This window comes from Pedobacter sp. D749, assembly GCF_019317285.1.
Lineage (GTDB): Bacteria > Bacteroidota > Bacteroidia > Sphingobacteriales > Sphingobacteriaceae > Pedobacter.
Map to the genome: position 1 here is coordinate 2959613 of NZ_CP079218.1, position 18010 is coordinate 2977622.

Consider the following 18010-nt stretch of genomic DNA (forward strand, 5'->3'; position numbering starts at 1 on the left):
CCAAGAAAAATCAAACAGCCGGGCTATCTGCTTAAGCCCTATTTGATAAGCAGAATATCAAACTAAAAAAACATGTCAAAAAAATTCAACTTAGGCTTTGCAGCCCTCGTATTGGGGTTCGGTCTTATCGCTACTCAAAGTGCCTTCACAACTAAAACTTTCGGAACACTGTACCACTATAAAGATAGCAATGGTCTAATTAGTGATCAAGCTTCGTGGGAACCAGTTTCGGGAGCACCTTCTTTTAGCTGTGGTGAAGAAGAAGTGTTGCCATGCACCATCGAAGTTACAGGATCGCTTTCAAGTTATCTTTCAACTCATGATACAGCTGAAGAGATAATGGCTTCTCCTGAAATCAGATCAACCAGAGATTAAACCATAAAAGGTGCAGTTGGAACTGCACCTTTTATATTATGGATTCTGCGGCATCCCCGAAAGTTCAATGACCTGCTCAGGAATGGGCAGCACAAATTCTGATGAATTTGGTGCAAGGGAATAAGTTACCCCTTTAACAGTCCTAGTAAACGCAATCCCAGCACCTTCCTTGTTTAACCTTTTCACATCGGCCCATCGTAGGCCACGCATCAGCAATTCTTTTCTTCTTTCTGTTAAAACCATCGCTTTAACCACCTCTTGATCCGAACTTTGCTTATCAATAAAAGTATTTTTCTTATATCGGTTACGAAGGAGTTTATTTAGGTCTGCCAATGCTTCAGGCAGCTTGTTCATCCTGGCCAAACATTCAGCCCTAATCAGCAAAACTTCATCAACAGCTACACCTCCAAAAAATGTTGTAGCCCCTTCATAACTTCCTTTAAAACCATACGACCCGTTTTTGTTGTCATTAAAAAATATCACTTTTCGGAGGTCGTTAGGTTCGTACAAGGCAATGAGCTGGGGATCGGTTTTCGCCCTTACGTTTGATAAAGGCACCCCAGTGAAAAAACTGTCATGAAGCACTTCCACATTAAATCGCGGAATAGGTAGCGCGCTAGCTGGATTAAGTGTATTGAAATCCATTAGTTCATTTTTTAATTGTAATGATGAATCTGCATAAAGAAAAGCTTCATTGTATCTTCGCATAGAAAGCAAAGCCCTGGCCAATAATCCAAATGCTGCAGCCTTTGATGGGCGTATAACATGCGCAGCAACTGCTGGCAGGAATCGTGTTGAAAGCTTGAGATCTGCCAACACCTGCGCATAACCCTCCTCAACATTTGCCCTAACCGAGGGCACATTAAAATCAGTACCCTCTCTAAGTGGCACACCAAGATCTGTACCAGCTGAGGCTGCATCATAAGCTGGTGCCCAAACAAAAAGGCTCTTCAGGATGTACTTTGCCCGGTAAAAGGAAGCCTGTCCGTTCACATTATCCCATTGCGAAGCATTCGCACCGGTACGCGGAATTTTTGCCAGATTTTCTATAACACTATTGGCCCTGTAAACAGCCTTGTAATTGTTGCCCCATTCGTTAAGGTCGGGTAAGAAGATATTGGTCCGCTGCCAGGTGTACATATTCCGTTCATTCTCTAGCCTCGAAGAAAAATCAACATCGGTGAGATAAAAATCGGTCGAACTCATTTCCATAGCATTACCATCAGCCTGATTAAGCACCTGGTAATGATCTAACAGTGATTGCTGATCAGCCAAAGTTTCAGCAATGGCGAGAGAACGGTCGGATTTTTCATCAAGAAACTTTTTGCAGGAAAAGGTAACCAACAGCAAGGGCAAAATGATATAAAATAATTTTTTCATGATGATATACTTATAAATTTGTCTTAAAACCTATTGCTATATTTTTTGGATCTGGAATGGCCAGAAAATCAGGATCAATGCCTTCGCCGTTTTCGCGCCAGATTATCCCCAGGTTTGATGCAACCAAAAATACCTTTGCCTGCGAGAACAGCTTCTTGCCAAGCTTTTTAGCCGAAACATCAAAGCCAATATTAACATATTGCATACGTACATGGTCTCCTCTTAGCACATTAACCTCAGAACCATAGTAAAACTCATCCCTGCTAGATGAAGCCGGATATACCATACTAGGCACATTAGTAAAGGCCTCATCACCAGGATTTTGCCACCTGGAAGCAAATTCACCGTTGCCGTCCCGCCCAACGAACAGTGCATTATAACTTAATGAGGGTCTCCTGAAATAATATCCCAACTTAAAACTCAACCTGAAACTGGCACTAAAGCGGCCATAGGAAAAACTATTCCCCAATGCACCAGAAAAAACAGGCAGTGCAGAACCATGGTATACCATGTCCTCGACACGCAATGTATTGCCAAATAAGGCAGCATAATTTTTGCTAACTGTGCCAGCCTGTATACCCTGCGGATCACCAGTTTGAGGATCAAGCCCGGCCCATTTATAGGAAAACATGCTAAAAAGTGGATAGCCTACAGCACCAGCAGATGTAATATTTCCATTAACAAGTGCCCGCACACTAGAAGAAGCATCGTAGTTTTTCATCACCCTATCTTTATAATAATTTAAGAAAAAGTCAGTCGTCCATATAAATTTACCAGTTGTATTGATGGTATTTACTTCCAGATCTACCCCATCGCCTTGTATTGAACCGACATTTTTTACTACCGTAGAACCAATACCAGCGGTAAGGTCTATGGGGCTCAGCGCCAGAAGGTCAACAGATTTTTTTCTAAAAAACTCAATGCTCCCTTTTATCCTATTCCCTCTAAAACCAAAATCAACTCCTGAATTAAACATATAGACGCGTTCCCATTTTAGTTCCGGATTATTATAATTATTGAAGATTGCATAAGGCGACTGTGTATAAGGAGAGTTGATACTTGAAAAGATAATTGAAGTAGCAGCAGATCCTTTAGGGTCGGTATTACCACTCGCGCCAAAAGTCACCCTAAGCTTTAGCAATGGCAACAAAGTTGATTTATAAAACTTCTCCTTACCAATGTTCCAGGCAAACCCGGAAGAAAAAAGTGGGTTCCATTTATCGTTGGTAGCCAGGCCGAAAAGGTTTGAGGCATCTCTTCTTGCACTTAACGAGAGCGTATAACGATCGTCAAAAGTATAGGCCGCATTTGCAAACAGTGATACAAATCGCGATACGGAGCCTGTAAAGCCATCACCGTTAGGCACAAATGCAGTATTTCCTGTTATAATAGTGGGGTAAGGATTTACGTAATCTACCACTCCTGAGGTTAGGGTAGATTCATTAACACCATAAACACGTTTGGTTTCCCCATCAATTACTGTACTTCTTAATTCTGCACCAGCCAATGCCACAATGGCGTGCCGACCAAAGTACTTATTAAAATCGAGCTGCCCTCTGCCATTATGGGCAGTAAGCAGCGAAAGTGCACGGTCTCTAATTGCTCCAACCGGAATATTTTTCTTCAACAGTCCATTGGCATCAACCGAAGAATAAAGATTTACCATTTCCCTTACCATATAACTGTCCTCGAGGTAATTCGTATTGGTTTTAGTCTCTTCCCGTTCGAGCTGGTAACTTGCTGTAAATTTTAACCAATTTGTAAACTGATAACCAGCCCTAACCGAAGCCAAAACCGAATTTACGCCAATACCTCCTGAAATATTTTTATAATCCTCAAGCGGAACATACTGCCAGTCTAAAAGCTTACCACTTCCAATGGTAGCGAGATAAGATGCCCTGTAATTCCGCATTACCGCAAGCGGGTTTCCTTCATCATCTGAAAGCCTGGTGTAAGGTGGTAAGCTTCCCGTAGTTGTATTCAATTCAGAAACATCATCCCTGCCCCTGCCACTGTAAGTATATGTAAACATCAGGTTTGCCCCTAAAGTAAGTTTATCGGTAACCTTTATGTTTTGATCTGCCTTTAAGCTATAGCGGCTGAATGGTGCGCCAAGTGAGCTCATGTTTCTATCAGTTCCGATGGAGACCAACCAGTTCCTCTTCTCTGAACCACCATTTAACGATAGCGAATATTGTTGAGCAGTAGCCCTTGAGAATACATCACGGTCAAGGTTTGCCCTGAGGTCATAGCTCCGTAGTAAATCCATCCTCCTTGCTAATTCTGGTGCAGAAAGCTTACCATCCCTTGCAGCAATCCTTAACTCCACTACCTCAGAAAGCGCAAATCTATCGGTACCTGTTTCTATACTGCTAAAATAGCCTTTATCAAAAAGGTAATTTTCTACTTCAATAAAATCTGCAACCCCGATCTTGTTTTCATAAAACAGGTTGGGCTTATTTGTAACCTTAAAGCTTCCAGAAAAAGCTATTTTTAATGCCGAATTATACTTTGCTTTTTTAGAGGTGATGACCACCACTCCATTTCCTGCCCTTGCTCCCCAGATAGAAGCGGCTGCAGCATCTTTAAGCACAGTAACACTCTCAATATCATTTGGGTTAATATTATTGATATCTCCTTCATATGGAAAGTTGTCTAATATAATAAGTGGTGCACGTATCCCGCGCAGCGTGCTGATTCCCCTGATTATTATTCCATAGCCTCCGCCACCGTTGCTCTTGCGATCTATACTATAGCCATTTACCATCCCTTCCAACCTGCCAATAATGTCTGTACCCACCTGCTCGTTAAGCATCTTGCCAGAAACCAGTGCAAAAGACCCTGTAACCCGCTCTTTAGGTAACTGTTGGTAGCCAGTGCTCACCTCGACGGTTTGGAGCTGTAAATTATTGACCGGAAGTACTACTTTGAATATTCCTGGAAACGGAACAGACACCACTGTATCTAACTGTGTAATATTCAGTCCCGAAAACCTAAGTTTGTGCTTTCCTGTAGATAGAGACAATGAAAACTCGCCAATATCAGATGAAATAATCGTTTGTCCACTCCCAGTATGAACATTGATACCAGCAAGTGGCTTCCCATCTGTGCCTAAAACCAATCCCTTTAAACGCTCCTGAGCGGAGGCCGGAGCGTAAAAGCCCAATAACAAAAACCCCAAAATAAATATTGTAAAGTACAGGCGAAATACCACATGTAATTTAAACTTGTTATGCATCTTTCCCATTACCTCAATCTTTTTTGGCCTTTGCTCTTACCGCTTCAATCTTCATCCTCCTATCCTCTATCACATCCATATGCTCAAGCAGCAATCTTACATTTTCTACTGTTAAAAGTTCTGCGGTAGTTACGGCACGAACACCGCCATCGGCAATCCATACATAATGCGGAAGTGCTTTATGTGGAAAAGCCTTAAGAAATACTGAATCAGCCGCAATTACAGACAGACCCGTAGAGGTGAAAGTACCCGAACCTGATTTAAACTTAGAAATGAGCGACTCTACAGTATCTTCAGTTCCTATCGAATTTACCAATAGCACTTTCACCTTGCCAGGAAAAGCTTTTTCGATGTTCTCCAGCTCAGGGAATCTCTTGATGCAGGAACCGCACCACGTGGCCCAAAAATCTATTATTACGAGTTTCCCCCTATCATCAGAGAGGGTATATTCACGTGGTACACCCCGTTCAAGCAATACATGTTTAAACTTCCAAAAAGTCTTCGGCAGTTGATCTCCAACGGCTACAGGCGTAATTTTTGGTGTCGCCTGCTGTGCAAATCCACTACAGACAAATAGCTGAATGAGCAATAAAATTGTACAAATATTTTTTATCATTTTTAGTTTGGTTAGTTTGTATGGTCAGTTTATTCTGCCGACATAACCGCCCGGAAAGAATCTTCCGGAACAGTCAAGCCTGCTGCTCGCTCCTTTTTGCGGCAGGAGCTTTTGTAGCGGCAAAATATCTACCGTTCTGAAAGTTAATCAGATCGCATGGCCATACAGGTTAATATGGTAAAGTGTTGATCATAAAGTAATCCGAGAATAGAGTACTGTCACTGCTACAGGTATCAGACACTTTCACGGTTTGCTTAACTGCATTTTGATGTTTTCCAATTCCTGCTTTAGTATCGGCTTTTTCTTTACAATGCTCACCCTTGCCATTGGTTAGCATAACCAATGGCGCATACAACAATGCACCGCAAAAGAAAAAAAGCGGCAAGTAAGAATTGTTGAATTTCATAATTTGGTCTGTAATTGGTTAAATTGAATCGTAAAATTTAGGTTATTGAAACTTTGTTATGAAGGAAAAAAAGCATGTAACAGGCGAAAAATTTAGACATAACAATCCCATTGCAGCATAAGCCACTTATTTTTTATAAAAAATTCTATAAAAATTTAAGTTTTATTCGAAGATCAAATAATCTCTGCAAAAGAGGAATAGGGCAGGCCATCATCATTAAAAACCTAAATTATTATTAACCTTTAAGGTTAGCCTGCCTTATCGAAACAGTTATTCGGGATTTTTAGGCTTTAAGGCATAAAGCCGATCAAAAGGACAACTTAACAGAGACTGGTAAAGAAATACTTGAAAATGGCGAACAATTAAAATAATATATTGGGGCATACTCACTTCAGTAAGTACCAACCATTTAATCCAACCTATTTTTTGCTTGCTCATAATCGTATGTTATGAGTCTTGATGGAGAGAAAAAAAAGTGGGCTTCCCAAACCATAACCTCATAATGTTTCTCACGCCTTACGTTGAAATGGAATTACAGCAGAAGCCCACTCTTATTTTGGAAAGCTAAAGATAGCAATTCCGCTATAAGAAATGGGATAAAATCTGCTGTCCTGCTCCAACGGCGTGAGATTTGAGGTTGCAAGACTCTTAATTTTACCTTTTATTGGTTCTTATTTTTTTGTTACGTAAATGTAAATAAAAAAAATACAAATGTCAAGTAATTGCATGACGTTTTTAAATAAAATATAAAAGACATTGCTAATCATATTTTTATTAGCAATAAAATGATTAGTGAGAAAGAAAAAATAATTCTGAAAAGATTCGGTCAGCATTTAAAATCTTTAAAAGAGAAACAGGAACTTTCTTATCGTGAATTTTACAAGAGAAGTGGAGTTAATACAGGAGATATTATTAAATATGAAAATGGAGAAACCAGCCCAAGCTTCATTACAATAGTTAGATTGGCTATAGGTTTAAAAATCCATCCAACAGCACTTCTTGATTTTGATTTTGGAATAGACTTTAACGCCGGGCTGGAGTAGCATAAAATTCATGATATAATGTCAGATCTGGAAACCATGATTAACTGAAGGAAGCAGCCTGCCTGTAAATGTGAATATAACAGATGGCAAATAGCGGACAATAAAGATGCTTATAAGTACCGGTTCATAAAGGGAGCGTAATTATAGCAGATTTTCGTTACAATGACTTTTACCTGTTGAATTTCTGGAATAGCAAATGGATGTTTTTTTTGTCATCAGGCATAAAAACAATTTTCTGTATGATTCTCTGAAAGAAAATATACTACCATCAATCGGCAATTATCAAATCTGATGGCTTTCATCAAACTAAATGTTTTGGTTAAATTGGCTTCCAAAAATGACTCAATAAACTATTCGATGGACCTCCAGGAGTCGAAACTAATCTTTCTATACAGGGATTCTATTCTAATAATCATAGAACACACACCGTTTTCTAATTGAAATAATCCTTAACCAAACAAAAAACCTTTAGGACACTATTAAAATTTGACGATTATATCGTTTAAAATACATTAAAATTTTATAGCCAAGATAGCGCGTTGCTCTGATTTCCTTGTCTTTTTCCCTCTCTACCCATCATATAGCCCAACGAATCTTTTATGGTTGACTTATATTCCGGCAGTATGCTTAAGGTCATTTTCACAAAAAAACCTATTTAAGATCAGGAGATGTTATTGATTTATTTAATATCTCAATACGAAAACATCTCTGAAGAATTGATTCATATTAAGATTTTAGGTATCAAATTCTTAATTTTTCAACTACTCCATTTAAGAATAATTTATTAAATTGCATTTATCTACTTAAATCTATCTTAATGAAAAATTCTATCTCATGCATCATCATTGATGATGATCCTACAGCAATTAATATTTTGCAAGACCATATTGCGGAAATCCCAAGGTTAAAAGTCCACCGTATTTTTACTAAACCAATAGAAGCCCTAAGTGAAATCAGTGCTGAAAGCAATAAACAGCTAATCTTTTTGGATATTGATATGCCAGCAATGTCTGGTCTGCGACTTGCTGATAACCTCAAGCATAAATCACATAACATTATTTTTACTACATCCTATCCAGAATTTGCACTGGATGCTTTTAAGGTTAGGGCAAAACATTACCTGTTAAAACCTTTCAACATGGGGGATTTTGCAGAAGTAGTTAATGAGGTGCTTTCAGAATGTTATGATACGCAGCGTCTTGTACAAGAAAATGAAGAAGCATTTTTCTTACGTACAAATGGAGAACGAGGCAAACTTACCAAAGTACTCAAAAAAGACATCATATACCTTCAGGGTTCTAATAACCATATACATATTTATACGCCAACAAATGATTATTCAGTATACATGACCATGAAGGAGATGGAGGAAAAGCTCCAGGAAAATGAGCACTTCTACCGCGTTCACAAGTCATACATGATTAACACCACCTTTGTAAAGGAAATCAATGGGCACAAAATCGACCTTGGAAAGTACGAAGTACTCATGACTCCACAGTACAAAGAGGCATTTATGGACTATATCGAAAACCAAACCCTTGTCTCAAAACGTTTAAGGGATTAACATTTGCAAATCTGACTGAGTTGTCAGAGTTGTAATCGCTGAAATTGTACCAGTTGTTGGATCAGTCTTTTGAAAGCACATATTAGCTGCTTTTTGTGAACGGAAAACAAACGCAGTTTTCCGGGTCGATTTTAAGTTTATAATTCTTTTCATAAACGAAAATTAGCCCCATCAAAATTTCTAAAAGACTACATTACGCAAAGCAATTGTTGACTGTTGTGAAACCAAATTTTAACTTAAAAACAAAATGAAAAACTGGCTAATAAATTATCGCTGGCATATTATTTCATGGGCTACCTTCATTCTTTATGAATATGTACTGATATCATTCATCCTTAAAATAAGCACCCCTATATTAAACTATTGCATTCACTACATTATCAATATTACACTCTTCTATATCCATGCCGAATTGGTATTAGGAAAAAGTTTGAAGCCACAAAAACCTGTTTATTTAAGCATAATTATATTCACAGTGCTTGAAGTGTTTTTGCATACTGTTATCGCATACCTTGCAAACCGTTTTCTTTCAAAAACAGCAACACTCTCTGTTGGTAAACTGACAATTATAGACTGGAAATATATGTTTGTAACAATGTGGAGGGGCATCTATTTTCTACTATTCTCAACTGCTTATTATTTTATCAAAAGTTATATCCAACAAAAACAGCGAACGGTAGATCTGGAAAAGGAAGCAATTGAAGAAATGTTGAAGCAAAAGCAAACAACGCTTGAACTGGCTAATGCTAAAAATGCCTACCTGAAAGCTCAAATTAACCCACATTTCTTGTTCAATACCTTGACTTACATATATAACAGTACACATAAGAGTGAACCCCGGGCTGCAGAAGCCGTAAGGTACCTTTCAAAGCTGATGCGCTACGCGTTAGAATGCGAACATGGTCCGGAAATTATGCCACTGGAAGCAGAGATCCGTCAAGTCGAAAACCTTCTGCTGCTGAGCAGAATAAAGCAGCCTGACTTATTTATAGATTTTAATTATGATCAGAAAACCGAATCGACAGAGGTGATTCCACTACTTTTACTTAGCTTAACCGAAAATATGGTTAAACACGGTAATCTCAGCCAACCTGAAGATCCGGGAAAAATTATAGTAAAGTTACAGCAAGGACTGTTTAGCATTCAAACAAGTAACCTGATTAATACGGGCCTTAATGATACAGGTTTTCACACAGGCCTTGAAAACATCCGGCAAAGGTTGTTTCATACCTATGCAGAAAAGGCAGAACTCTCCGCTGGCACGAAAGGCAAGTATTTTGAAGTACTTATCACAATCAATCTGGCAAATACACAATAATTTTATTGAAATATATCAAATTATATAAGATTGTATATTTTTCTCTCTGCTGGCGCAACAAGCATATGAAACAGCTATCATGTATTTATTAATAACAGAAATTTTCCTTTCACACGCTCCACTTTTTTCGCCTAAAGGTTATTGACTTCAAAACCACGATAACTAAGCATCTCGGCATTATGCGAAACGATTAAGCGAAGTTTTAATCTTTCTATAATTTCTCTGGCTTGAGCAACATTTCTATGAATATCATTTATTCCCCTGATTTCAATTCCGCCCGACATAAGTTTAAATTTGCTGGGTTCAAACTTATCAATAAACTGCTGTAAATCCGGACTCACCTTTATCTGATTGTTTTGCATAACTAATTTTAATTCTATGCCCGCAAAGCAACACAAAGCATTTTAACTTATCAGTAGTTTCATATTAACTTATTAAGAAATGTTAGTTAAGTGGTCACTTCAAAAGAATTACCTCCTTGCTGATAATCAATATTAATTCGATCAACTCTAAGACCTGTAAAAACCCATAATCAGTTAGCGTGACATAAACATGATGTTTGCTTAACTTTCAGATGACGTATGGCTAATAGTTTTGTATTAAAGAACTCGACATGCGTACAATAAAAAGACTGACTAAACTCCATTATTATTTCTTTACAATAATATCAATACTTCTGTTGTCGCTCATCTTTAATTTTAGCTTTTCTAAAACAGATGGATTCCTCATTTTTAACCGGTTTCATTCAGCTTGGCTAGACATTTTTTTTAAGTATATCACTAATCTCGGAGATGGTTTAATCAGTATTCTGGCCGCAACCGTCCTGCTTGCAATTCGAAAGAAGAAAAAAGCAATGACCGTGGCTCTTGCTTATATTTATTCAGGACTGCTTATTCAAATCGCAAAAAGGATATTCCACATGCCAAGGCCTAAATATTATTTTGAGCAGACTTTATTTCAGTACAATCATTTTGTTGAAGAAGTGAGCATGCATAATCATAATTCTTTTCCCTCTGGCCATACTGCATCTGCTTTTGCCTTGGCCACAGTATTGGTTTTGGTTTTCAAAAAAAAGAAAATCTCTCCTTATTGTCTATTTTTTGCTTTTTTAATTGGTTATTCACGCATATATCTGGCACAACATTTTCTAATTGATGTAATTTTTGGTGCAATAACCGGTATAACTTGTGCAATCTTAAGCTATCATCAGGTATACGATCTTAAACTTTTCAGATCAGCTAAGCTAAACAGAAGATATAAACAGCTTAAAGTTACCAATCAGGTTAACCCCATTTAAGTGAAAGAAATTCCAGTTAAACTTTGGCTTTTTATAATGGCGATGACTGTGATCAAACTGATCATAGCCTCAACAACAGCGCTTGGAAACGACGAGGTATATTACTGGACCTATGCTTTAAATCTGCAATGGAACTATTTTGATCATCCCCCTTTTGTGGCATGGTTAATAAGAGCAACCACAATAAATTTATACATTCACAACGAATTGGCTGTTCGGTTCGGCGCCATAATATCATCAACAATTGGTACAATAATCGTATACAAAACAGGCAAATTACTCCTTAATGCCCGAGTAGGTTGGTTTGCCGTTTTACTTTATTCTTCGTCTTTTTATTGCAGCATTATCGCTGGGACATTTATTTTGCCAGATAGCCCACAAATGGTTTTCTGGCTCTGGAGCATCTTTTTGTTACTTAAAATCACCAGATCTATTCAGTTGGGTTTACCCACATTAAGTCTATGGTGCTGGTTCGGTGTGGCAACAGGTCTTTGTATGATGTGTAAGATTCATGGCATCTACTTATGGGTGGGCGTTATCATGTTCACCCTGTTTAGCAATAGAAAATTAGTGGTGCAAAAGGGCATGTATATTTCTATGTTAATAAGTTTGATTATAGTATCTCCTTTTATCATCTGGAACATCCAGCATCATTTTATTACCTATACCTACCATAGCAATCGGGTTAGCCTGTTCCACGCCGGCATAAACCCATTAGCCTTCGCCAGAGAAATTAGCGGACAAATATTCTATAACAATCCGATTGTTTTTTTTCTGGCCTGGATAGCTATTTTTAGTTTCATCAAAACCAACCATCTTCTTCTTCAAAGCGAAATACGACTGTTATTATGTTGTGCGCTTCCTCTTATTGCAACACTGATTTTTCTTTCCATTTTTAGAGATACACTACCGCATTGGTCTGGTCCAGCCTATAGCTGTTTAATATTTCTTTCTGCATTGAAACTGGAATCTATTAGCCTGTCAAAAGTAAAAGCCATTATTGGTGCAAGTATGCTGTTCTTCTTGTTAGTGGTAAGTGCAGGTCTCATCACCATTAACTTTTACAAGGGCACGTTTTCGCCACAAAAGGGCTCCATGAATTTGGGCGCGGGCGATCCAACTTTAGATTTGTATGGCTGGAAAGAAACAGGAAGAATAATTGATTCTATTTATCGATTAGATAAATCATCAATAAAGAATATACCAGTCCATACCATTGTGATTACAAAGTGGTTCCCTGCAGCTCATTTAGATTTTTATGTTTGCTCCAAAACTGGTTTGCATACTTATGGCATAGGAGAAATATTCGATCTTCACCAGTATTATTGGTCGAATCAAACCAAACAGAAATTAACTGTTGGTGAAAATGCATATTATATTGTGCCTTCTAACCTTTACGATGAAAACAGTATAAACTTTATCAAATCCCAATTTAGAAATTGTACAGCACCTATTATTGCACCCATTTTTAGAAACGGTGTTATTTGTAAAAACATTTTAATATTTAGATTAAATGGCTATAAAAAATTAGTACAATCGAAATTATAAACGATTAAATTAATGTTTAAATCGAAGTTAAATTTTTGGTAGAATACTGTGATATAATTGCACTTGAGTTAAAAAAGCAATAAATTAGCTTAAAAAAGTCGATCCAATTGCTGACAGCTAACCTTCCTTAAAAAATAGATAATGCCCAATAATAAAGTATATCCGCTAAGCATACTGTTCCTTACGCTTTTATTCTGTTCTCTATCCTCAATGGGGCAAATTATACTCCAGGATAAAAAATATCACGTAGATACTAAAATATTTTCGCAAACAGATTCAGGTACACTAAAGTTAGATATTTATTATAGTGGTAAAATAACAGAAACTAAACCCACAGTGCTTTTTATATTTGGCGGTGGCTTTATAATGGGCCACAGAGATAGCAAATTATTTGATCAATATTTTAACACTTTATTAGCACATCACTATAAAGTAGTTTCAGTTGACTATCGACTTGGTCTAAAGGGAAAGAAATTTCCTGGTCCGTTTAATACCGCTAACTTAAAATCTGCTATTGATACCGCTACTACAGATGTTTTCGATGCAACAGCCTATCTGATCAAAAATGCGAAAGAACTTGGTATTGATACGGCTATGATTATTTTATCAGGATCAAGTGCTGGCGCTATTACCGCGCTACATGCCGACTATAACAAGCGAAATGCCACCGCATTATCGGCTAAATTACCACAGCACTTTCAATACAAAGGTGTAATTTCTTTTGCCGGGGCAATACTAAGTTATCATGGTGCGCCAAAATATGCTATACCACCAGCACCTACCATGCTTTTCCATGGTACAGCCGATAACCTTGTACCCTATAACAAAGTAAGATTACTGAACAGAGGATTTTTTGGTTCTAAATATCTTGCGCGCACTTTTAAAAAAAACGGATATCCGTATTATTTTCAGTATGTACAAAATATGGGGCACGAAATAGCCGGATCACCAATGACTGAAAACCTGCCTGATATTCTGTGGTTTATAGATAATTACATCATTAAACAAAAACACTACTTTATGGAAGTAGACTTTAAAGACGCCGACAAAAAACCAACCTTTAGCATACCCCCTGCTTTAAAAAAGAGGTAGCCTAAATCGTATGGTTTCCATTATTTTTTCAATTCGGGCAAAGTGACGATTGAAATTGGGGTACGCATGTATGATAGTTTCAGATTAATGATATAGTGCTTCTTTACCTTAAGTTTATATCAAAACTATCTCTTTATCTTGACCAATTAGTTTTCATGTTCTCCAGACTCACCAGTCAGGATCCTTTCCATTTCTATCATCATCTGCTCCGCCAGGCGTTGTTTAGCTTGTAATTTAGAAAGGTAAGCATCGGCAAATGTTACTTCCAGTTCATCCATAATAAAAGCATATTTTGCCTTAAGTTCTATAAGATCAATCTGAAGCTTCTTGGAAAGATTTTGCATAATACAAAGCTAAAAAAAGCGAGACTAATTTCGGATAAATGGTCTTATTTTCTTTTTTTAAAAAAATTAACAAATAAACACATCCATTAAAACAATCTCCCGGTTCTTTCGTTTATAAATTGATTCCGGCGTGGTTTCCGGAATAGTTTGTTTGGTTAGTTGATTAGGGATCACTCCCAAAGTGAATCCCTTTTCTTTTTTACAAAGCTTTCTATCAATTGAGCAATTTTCCAGACAATATTTTCTAAATTCATATTTTCAAATCGATTATACAATGCAAGAAATCAGATGGGGCATTATTGGCTGTGGGGATGTAACTGAAATAAAAAGTGGCCCAGCTTTTAATAAAGTAAACAACTCCAAACTTGTTGCAGTAATGCGCCGCGACAGTGCTAAAGCTGCCGATTATGCCAAACGGCATCAGGTACCTAAATGGTATGATAATGCTTCTCAACTGATCAACGACCCGGAAGTTAATGCCATTTACATTGCTACGCCACCGCTACAGCACGAAGCTTATACTATTGAAGCCTTAAAAGCTGGCAAGCCGGTATATGTAGAAAAACCCATGACTTTAGATGCTGATGCTGCTCAGCGCATGAATGATGCTGCCAAAAAATTAAAGGTTAAACTTTGCGTGGCCCATTATCGCCGTGCCCAACCCATGTTCTTAAAAGTTAAAGAACTATTGGCTGCACCTACCATTGGCGATGTTCGTTTAGTCCGGCTAAAAATGCTCCAGTCGCCTAACCCTGCACTAATTGCAAAAACAGCAGACAATTGGCGGATCAATCCAGCCATTTCTGGTGGTGGTTTATTTCATGACTTGGCTCCGCATCAATTAGATCTCATGACTTATTATTTCGGTGCTGTAAAAAATGCTATGGGTATTGCTACTAAGCAACAGGAAAACACCGAAGTTGATGATTTGGTTGCAGGAAATATCCTTTTCGAAAATGGCATTGTTTTCAGCGGTACCTGGTGTTTCTCTGCTGCTTCAAAGGATCAAGCTGATAGTTGCGTAATATATGGCTCAAAAGGTCACATCAATTTTCCCATGTTTGGCAATAAAATTATGGTTACAACCGATAAATCAAGTGAAGAATATGTATTTGAGCCTTTACAGCATGTTCAACAACCCATGATTGAAAAAGTAGTTGATTACTTTTTAGGCAAAGGGCAAAATCCATGTAGTGGCGAAGATGCGTTGATTACCATGAAGTTAATGGATGATTTTACAAGGAAGTAAGCTGAAAAGCTTAAACTGGAAGTATTGTCATTTCCTGAAGCACAGTAAAATGGAGAGATCTTTTAATTAAGTAAAAAATAGATTTCTCGGCTGAACTACCATTTACAGCCCCAATATAATGGCCGTCATTTCCATGCAGGCCTATCGTGTGGACACAACTTTGTTAATTTACATTCGTTTTAGCGTAGTTTTCTAGATCGTTCGTCATGCTGAATTTATTTCAGCATCTTTCCTACTGTTAAGATCCCCTGATCTAAAAAACTATAAAGTGTTGACACAATTATTTATTTATTTTCCGCTCTATGCCGCGGTGGCATGGTACTTTGGAGCGCCAAAGTACCCAAAGCGCTTTGTCAATCCAGCAATGAGCCTTTTGCACAGTCTCACGCCCATCAAAAAAACAGCGACACTTCGTTTTGTGTTCAATATTTTTTAAAATTAAATCATCGGTTATGAACACAAAACCACTACGTTTCAGGTTTGTTAGTGCCATTTTTTACTGTTGTGCGCCTGTTTTTTTGATTTCCCCGGCTCTTGGGATTGACAGTATCCTTGGTTAAAATCCGTGCTTTATTAAAGTTGGTTAGCAAAACGCCTAAAAACACTTAAAAAAGATGGATCCACATGATATGTGCAGGCAGGAATCTTAAAGCTTATTGCATTACGATTATTCATCAGTTTTCCTTTATTCAGAGGCATTCATGAGCACTCCTTGGTTCCCAATCAAGTTGGGAATGACGACCCCTCGCAGCCTATAACTACACTAAAAACCCTCTGTCATTTATATTGATTTTTATGTGAAATTCAATATAAATGAATATTGCCTCTAAATAATTACCACTAAACGTTTACCGTCCGCAACCTCAAGGTTCCAAAGACCAGAAATATCTGCTAGCTTAACCTCGATAGTTTCTACCTTCAATTTACCATCTGCTGCTAGCTGAAACATTTGGGGCAATATTTCAGTAAATAACAGTCCAACCTGTTCTTTGCTCCAGCTGCCCAGGCCAGAGCCTGTGAGCTGCAGATCTACAATTCTTAAATTAGCAGCCGACAACTGGATCAGATCGCCGGCCATACTGCCTACAGAAACAAACCTCACCTTATTGGTAAATGCCCCCTGCCCCATTAAACTGGATAACAACAATTCAGCGGTACAGCCCCAGAGGTAATCAATAATCACGTCTATTGGTTTTTCCTGATGGTGCTGTTTCACCTGCGATAAAAATGCTGAATTATCGGGGGTAATCCCGATGATTTCGTCTGCACCAAGTTTTAATAAATTTTGAAGCGATTGTACATTCCTGCCTGTTGCAATTACTTTTGCTGCGCCATAATGTTTCGCAATCTGCACGGCTACCATTCCGGTAAAACCAGTAGCGCCATTAATCAACACCACGTCTCCAGGTTGGATAGCCGCTTTAAACCTTAAGGCCATGGCCGAGCCAATAACGGCATTGGCCAATGCAGCGGCCGTTGCATCACTTAAGCCTTCAGGCAATTTCACCATCCTGCACTTTTCTATAGTTGCTTTTTCTGCCAGCATTCCACTTATGCCCATCCCATAAACCCGTGTACCATCTTCGAGCAGGCATACGCCATCTGCACCGATCACACGGCCTGTTGCTTTTGGTGCATCGCTGGAATAATGTGTACCTGCTGCTTTGCCTTTATCGAAATGTTTAATGGCAACGGCCTTTACACGCACCAATATTTCCTGATCGTTTTGGACTACTGGTTCTTCAAAATCTACATATTGGGGTAATTCCCCTTTTTTATACATTACTGCTGCTTTCATCTTTTTTGTATTTTGTTGATACAAAGTTAGATTCTGCTGTAGTGCCGAACGATAACATATGTTACCGATTGCCTTTTTTAAGAAGCGCGCTTTTTATACGGCTTAAGTGTACACGTGTTACCCCCAGATAAGAGGCAATATAGTGTTGAGGAACACGCTGTACAATATGAGGCCTTTCCTGTAAGAGCTTTTGATAACGTTCTTCGGGCGTATCTCTGATGAAGGATACAAATTCATTCATATAATGCATCTGCCTCTCAGCCAGAATATTTAAGATAATATCCGCAAATCCTGGCACTTCATACAGCTCAGTCATCAAGGCTTTTATTTTTGTTTTATGCAGCAAATAAATAACCGAAGGCTCGATCGTTTCGATGGTGAACAGGCTGGGTGTATTTTTCAGAAAACTTTCCAAAGAAGTTAAGCCTTCTTTTTCAAAGAAAAACTGAACAGTTTTATCATCTCCCTGTTTATTTAACGCGGCACGTACACAACCTTTTTCTACATAAAAATAATGATTCGATATTTTACCCTCTTCCAATAAGATGGTTTTCGCAGGAACCTCAATGCGTTCCTGAAATTCCAGATATTTATCCCAATAAGGATTTAACTGAGGAAATTTATCTTTAAAATGGAAAAGCATCTGTTAGGTGTTCTTACAAATTTAATTTATTCCGGAGAGAAAACAGTATCCTAAAGCTGATCTTACTGAAACTATTGTAAGCCATTAGCGTTTATTAAT

The 18010-nt window shown here is 38.0% G+C and carries 17 protein-coding genes; 8 read left to right on the plus strand and 9 right to left on the minus strand.

What is annotated here, in order from left to right; genetic code table 11:
- The first annotated feature begins 72 nt into the window (after nt 1-72).
- Nucleotides 73-375, plus strand: coding sequence for a hypothetical protein (locus KYH19_RS11840; RefSeq protein ID WP_219075265.1), 303 nt, complete (start codon nt 73-75; stop codon nt 373-375).
- 36 nt (nt 376-411) lie between these two features.
- Here KYH19_RS11840 and KYH19_RS11845 read toward each other — a convergent pair whose 3' ends face one another.
- From KYH19_RS11845 to KYH19_RS11865, 5 genes are all read right to left on the minus strand, one after another.
- Nucleotides 412-1755: a RagB/SusD family nutrient uptake outer membrane protein gene (locus KYH19_RS11845; RefSeq protein WP_219075266.1), complete on the minus strand. Its 1344-nt coding sequence runs from the start codon at nt 1753-1755 to the stop codon at nt 412-414.
- Nucleotides 1756-1765: 10 nt separating this feature from the next.
- Nucleotides 1766-5002, minus strand: a complete 3237-nt coding sequence (locus tag KYH19_RS11850) for a SusC/RagA family TonB-linked outer membrane protein (RefSeq protein WP_219075267.1) — start codon at nt 5000-5002, stop codon at nt 1766-1768.
- A 4-nt stretch (nt 5003-5006) separates the two neighbouring features.
- Nucleotides 5007-5609: a TlpA disulfide reductase family protein gene (locus KYH19_RS11855; protein WP_219075268.1), complete on the minus strand. Its 603-nt coding sequence runs from the start codon at nt 5607-5609 to the stop codon at nt 5007-5009.
- A 169-nt stretch (nt 5610-5778) separates the two neighbouring features.
- Nucleotides 5779-6015 carry a hypothetical protein gene (locus tag KYH19_RS11860; RefSeq protein WP_219075269.1) on the minus strand — a complete coding sequence of 79 codons (237 nt, stop codon included), beginning with the start codon at nt 6013-6015 and terminating at the stop codon, nt 5779-5781.
- 270 nt (nt 6016-6285) lie between these two features.
- The gene (locus KYH19_RS11865; RefSeq protein WP_166792282.1) at nt 6286-6453 is read right to left on the minus strand and encodes a hypothetical protein; all 168 of its coding nucleotides are present in this window, start codon (nt 6451-6453) and stop codon (nt 6286-6288) included.
- A gap of 347 nt (nt 6454-6800) precedes the next feature.
- Between KYH19_RS11865 and KYH19_RS11870 the strand changes: the two genes are divergently transcribed.
- The 3 genes from KYH19_RS11870 (at nt 6801) to KYH19_RS11880 (ending at nt 9940) form a co-directional block, all read left to right on the plus strand.
- On the plus strand, nt 6801-7058 hold the full coding sequence (locus tag KYH19_RS11870) for a helix-turn-helix domain-containing protein (protein WP_121286646.1): 258 nt from the start codon (nt 6801-6803) through the stop codon (nt 7056-7058).
- Between the two features lie 817 nt (nt 7059-7875).
- Complete coding sequence (locus KYH19_RS11875) at nt 7876-8622, plus strand: LytTR family DNA-binding domain-containing protein (protein ID WP_219075270.1); 747 nt, start codon at nt 7876-7878, stop codon at nt 8620-8622.
- 247 nt (nt 8623-8869) lie between these two features.
- Nucleotides 8870-9940 (plus strand): sensor histidine kinase, encoded by a 1071-nt coding sequence (locus tag KYH19_RS11880; protein ID WP_219075271.1) that lies wholly within the window; start codon nt 8870-8872, stop codon nt 9938-9940.
- Between the two features lie 131 nt (nt 9941-10071).
- Here KYH19_RS11880 and KYH19_RS11885 read toward each other — a convergent pair whose 3' ends face one another.
- Nucleotides 10072-10302, minus strand: coding sequence for a hypothetical protein (locus tag KYH19_RS11885; RefSeq protein WP_132401341.1), 231 nt, complete (start codon nt 10300-10302; stop codon nt 10072-10074).
- Nucleotides 10303-10553: 251 nt separating this feature from the next.
- Between KYH19_RS11885 and KYH19_RS11890 the strand changes: the two genes are divergently transcribed.
- From KYH19_RS11890 to KYH19_RS11900, 3 genes are all read left to right on the plus strand, one after another.
- Entirely contained in the window at nt 10554-11237 is a 684-nt protein-coding gene (locus KYH19_RS11890; RefSeq protein WP_219075272.1) for a phosphatase PAP2 family protein, read from the plus strand.
- Entirely contained in the window at nt 11238-12785 is a 1548-nt protein-coding gene (locus tag KYH19_RS11895) for a glycosyltransferase family 39 protein (protein WP_219075273.1), read from the plus strand.
- 141 nt (nt 12786-12926) lie between these two features.
- The gene (locus tag KYH19_RS11900) at nt 12927-13877 is read left to right on the plus strand and encodes an alpha/beta hydrolase (protein ID WP_219075274.1); all 951 of its coding nucleotides are present in this window, start codon (nt 12927-12929) and stop codon (nt 13875-13877) included.
- A gap of 146 nt (nt 13878-14023) precedes the next feature.
- Here KYH19_RS11900 and KYH19_RS11905 read toward each other — a convergent pair whose 3' ends face one another.
- Nucleotides 14024-14221, minus strand: coding sequence for a hypothetical protein (locus tag KYH19_RS11905; RefSeq protein WP_193420083.1), 198 nt, complete (start codon nt 14219-14221; stop codon nt 14024-14026).
- 274 nt (nt 14222-14495) lie between these two features.
- Here KYH19_RS11905 and KYH19_RS11910 point away from each other — a divergent pair, with 274 nt between their 5' ends.
- A complete protein-coding gene (locus KYH19_RS11910) occupies nt 14496-15470 on the plus strand; it encodes a Gfo/Idh/MocA family protein (protein ID WP_219075275.1) in 975 nt (324 codons plus the stop codon).
- Between the two features lie 826 nt (nt 15471-16296).
- On the opposite strand, the gene KYH19_RS11915 is transcribed toward KYH19_RS11910, so the two are convergent.
- Together KYH19_RS11915 and KYH19_RS11920 are read right to left on the minus strand one after the other, a co-directional pair.
- Nucleotides 16297-17268, minus strand: coding sequence for a zinc-binding alcohol dehydrogenase family protein (locus KYH19_RS11915; protein ID WP_219075276.1), 972 nt, complete (start codon nt 17266-17268; stop codon nt 16297-16299).
- Nucleotides 17269-17329: 61 nt separating this feature from the next.
- Nucleotides 17330-17911: a Crp/Fnr family transcriptional regulator gene (locus KYH19_RS11920; RefSeq protein ID WP_219075277.1), complete on the minus strand. Its 582-nt coding sequence runs from the start codon at nt 17909-17911 to the stop codon at nt 17330-17332.
- Between the last annotated feature and the right edge of the window lie 99 nt (nt 17912-18010).

Excerpts from the sequence above, each read along its gene's own strand:
- KYH19_RS11915 (WP_219075276.1), bottom strand. The coding sequence starts at position 17,268 with ATGAAAGCAGCAGTAATGTATAAAAAAGGGGAATTACCCCAATATGTA.
- KYH19_RS11880 (WP_219075271.1), top strand. The coding sequence starts at position 8,870 with ATGAAAAACTGGCTAATAAATTATCGCTGGCATATTATTTCATGGGCT.
- KYH19_RS11845 (WP_219075266.1), bottom strand. The coding sequence starts at position 1,755 with ATGAAAAAATTATTTTATATCATTTTGCCCTTGCTGTTGGTTACCTTT.
- KYH19_RS11875 (WP_219075270.1), top strand. The coding sequence starts at position 7,876 with ATGAAAAATTCTATCTCATGCATCATCATTGATGATGATCCTACAGCA.
- KYH19_RS11870 (WP_121286646.1), top strand. The coding sequence starts at position 6,801 with ATGATTAGTGAGAAAGAAAAAATAATTCTGAAAAGATTCGGTCAGCAT.
- KYH19_RS11865 (WP_166792282.1), bottom strand. The coding sequence starts at position 6,453 with ATGAGCAAGCAAAAAATAGGTTGGATTAAATGGTTGGTACTTACTGAA.
- KYH19_RS11910 (WP_219075275.1), top strand. The coding sequence starts at position 14,496 with ATGCAAGAAATCAGATGGGGCATTATTGGCTGTGGGGATGTAACTGAA.
- KYH19_RS11855 (WP_219075268.1), bottom strand. The coding sequence starts at position 5,609 with ATGATAAAAAATATTTGTACAATTTTATTGCTCATTCAGCTATTTGTC.
- KYH19_RS11860 (WP_219075269.1), bottom strand. The coding sequence starts at position 6,015 with ATGAAATTCAACAATTCTTACTTGCCGCTTTTTTTCTTTTGCGGTGCA.
- KYH19_RS11890 (WP_219075272.1), top strand. The coding sequence starts at position 10,554 with ATGCGTACAATAAAAAGACTGACTAAACTCCATTATTATTTCTTTACA.
- KYH19_RS11850 (WP_219075267.1), bottom strand. The coding sequence starts at position 5,002 with ATGGGAAAGATGCATAACAAGTTTAAATTACATGTGGTATTTCGCCTG.
- KYH19_RS11920 (WP_219075277.1), bottom strand. The coding sequence starts at position 17,911 with ATGCTTTTCCATTTTAAAGATAAATTTCCTCAGTTAAATCCTTATTGG.
- KYH19_RS11900 (WP_219075274.1), top strand. The coding sequence starts at position 12,927 with ATGCCCAATAATAAAGTATATCCGCTAAGCATACTGTTCCTTACGCTT.
- KYH19_RS11885 (WP_132401341.1), bottom strand. The coding sequence starts at position 10,302 with ATGCAAAACAATCAGATAAAGGTGAGTCCGGATTTACAGCAGTTTATT.
- KYH19_RS11905 (WP_193420083.1), bottom strand. The coding sequence starts at position 14,221 with ATGCAAAATCTTTCCAAGAAGCTTCAGATTGATCTTATAGAACTTAAG.
- KYH19_RS11840 (WP_219075265.1), top strand. The coding sequence starts at position 73 with ATGTCAAAAAAATTCAACTTAGGCTTTGCAGCCCTCGTATTGGGGTTC.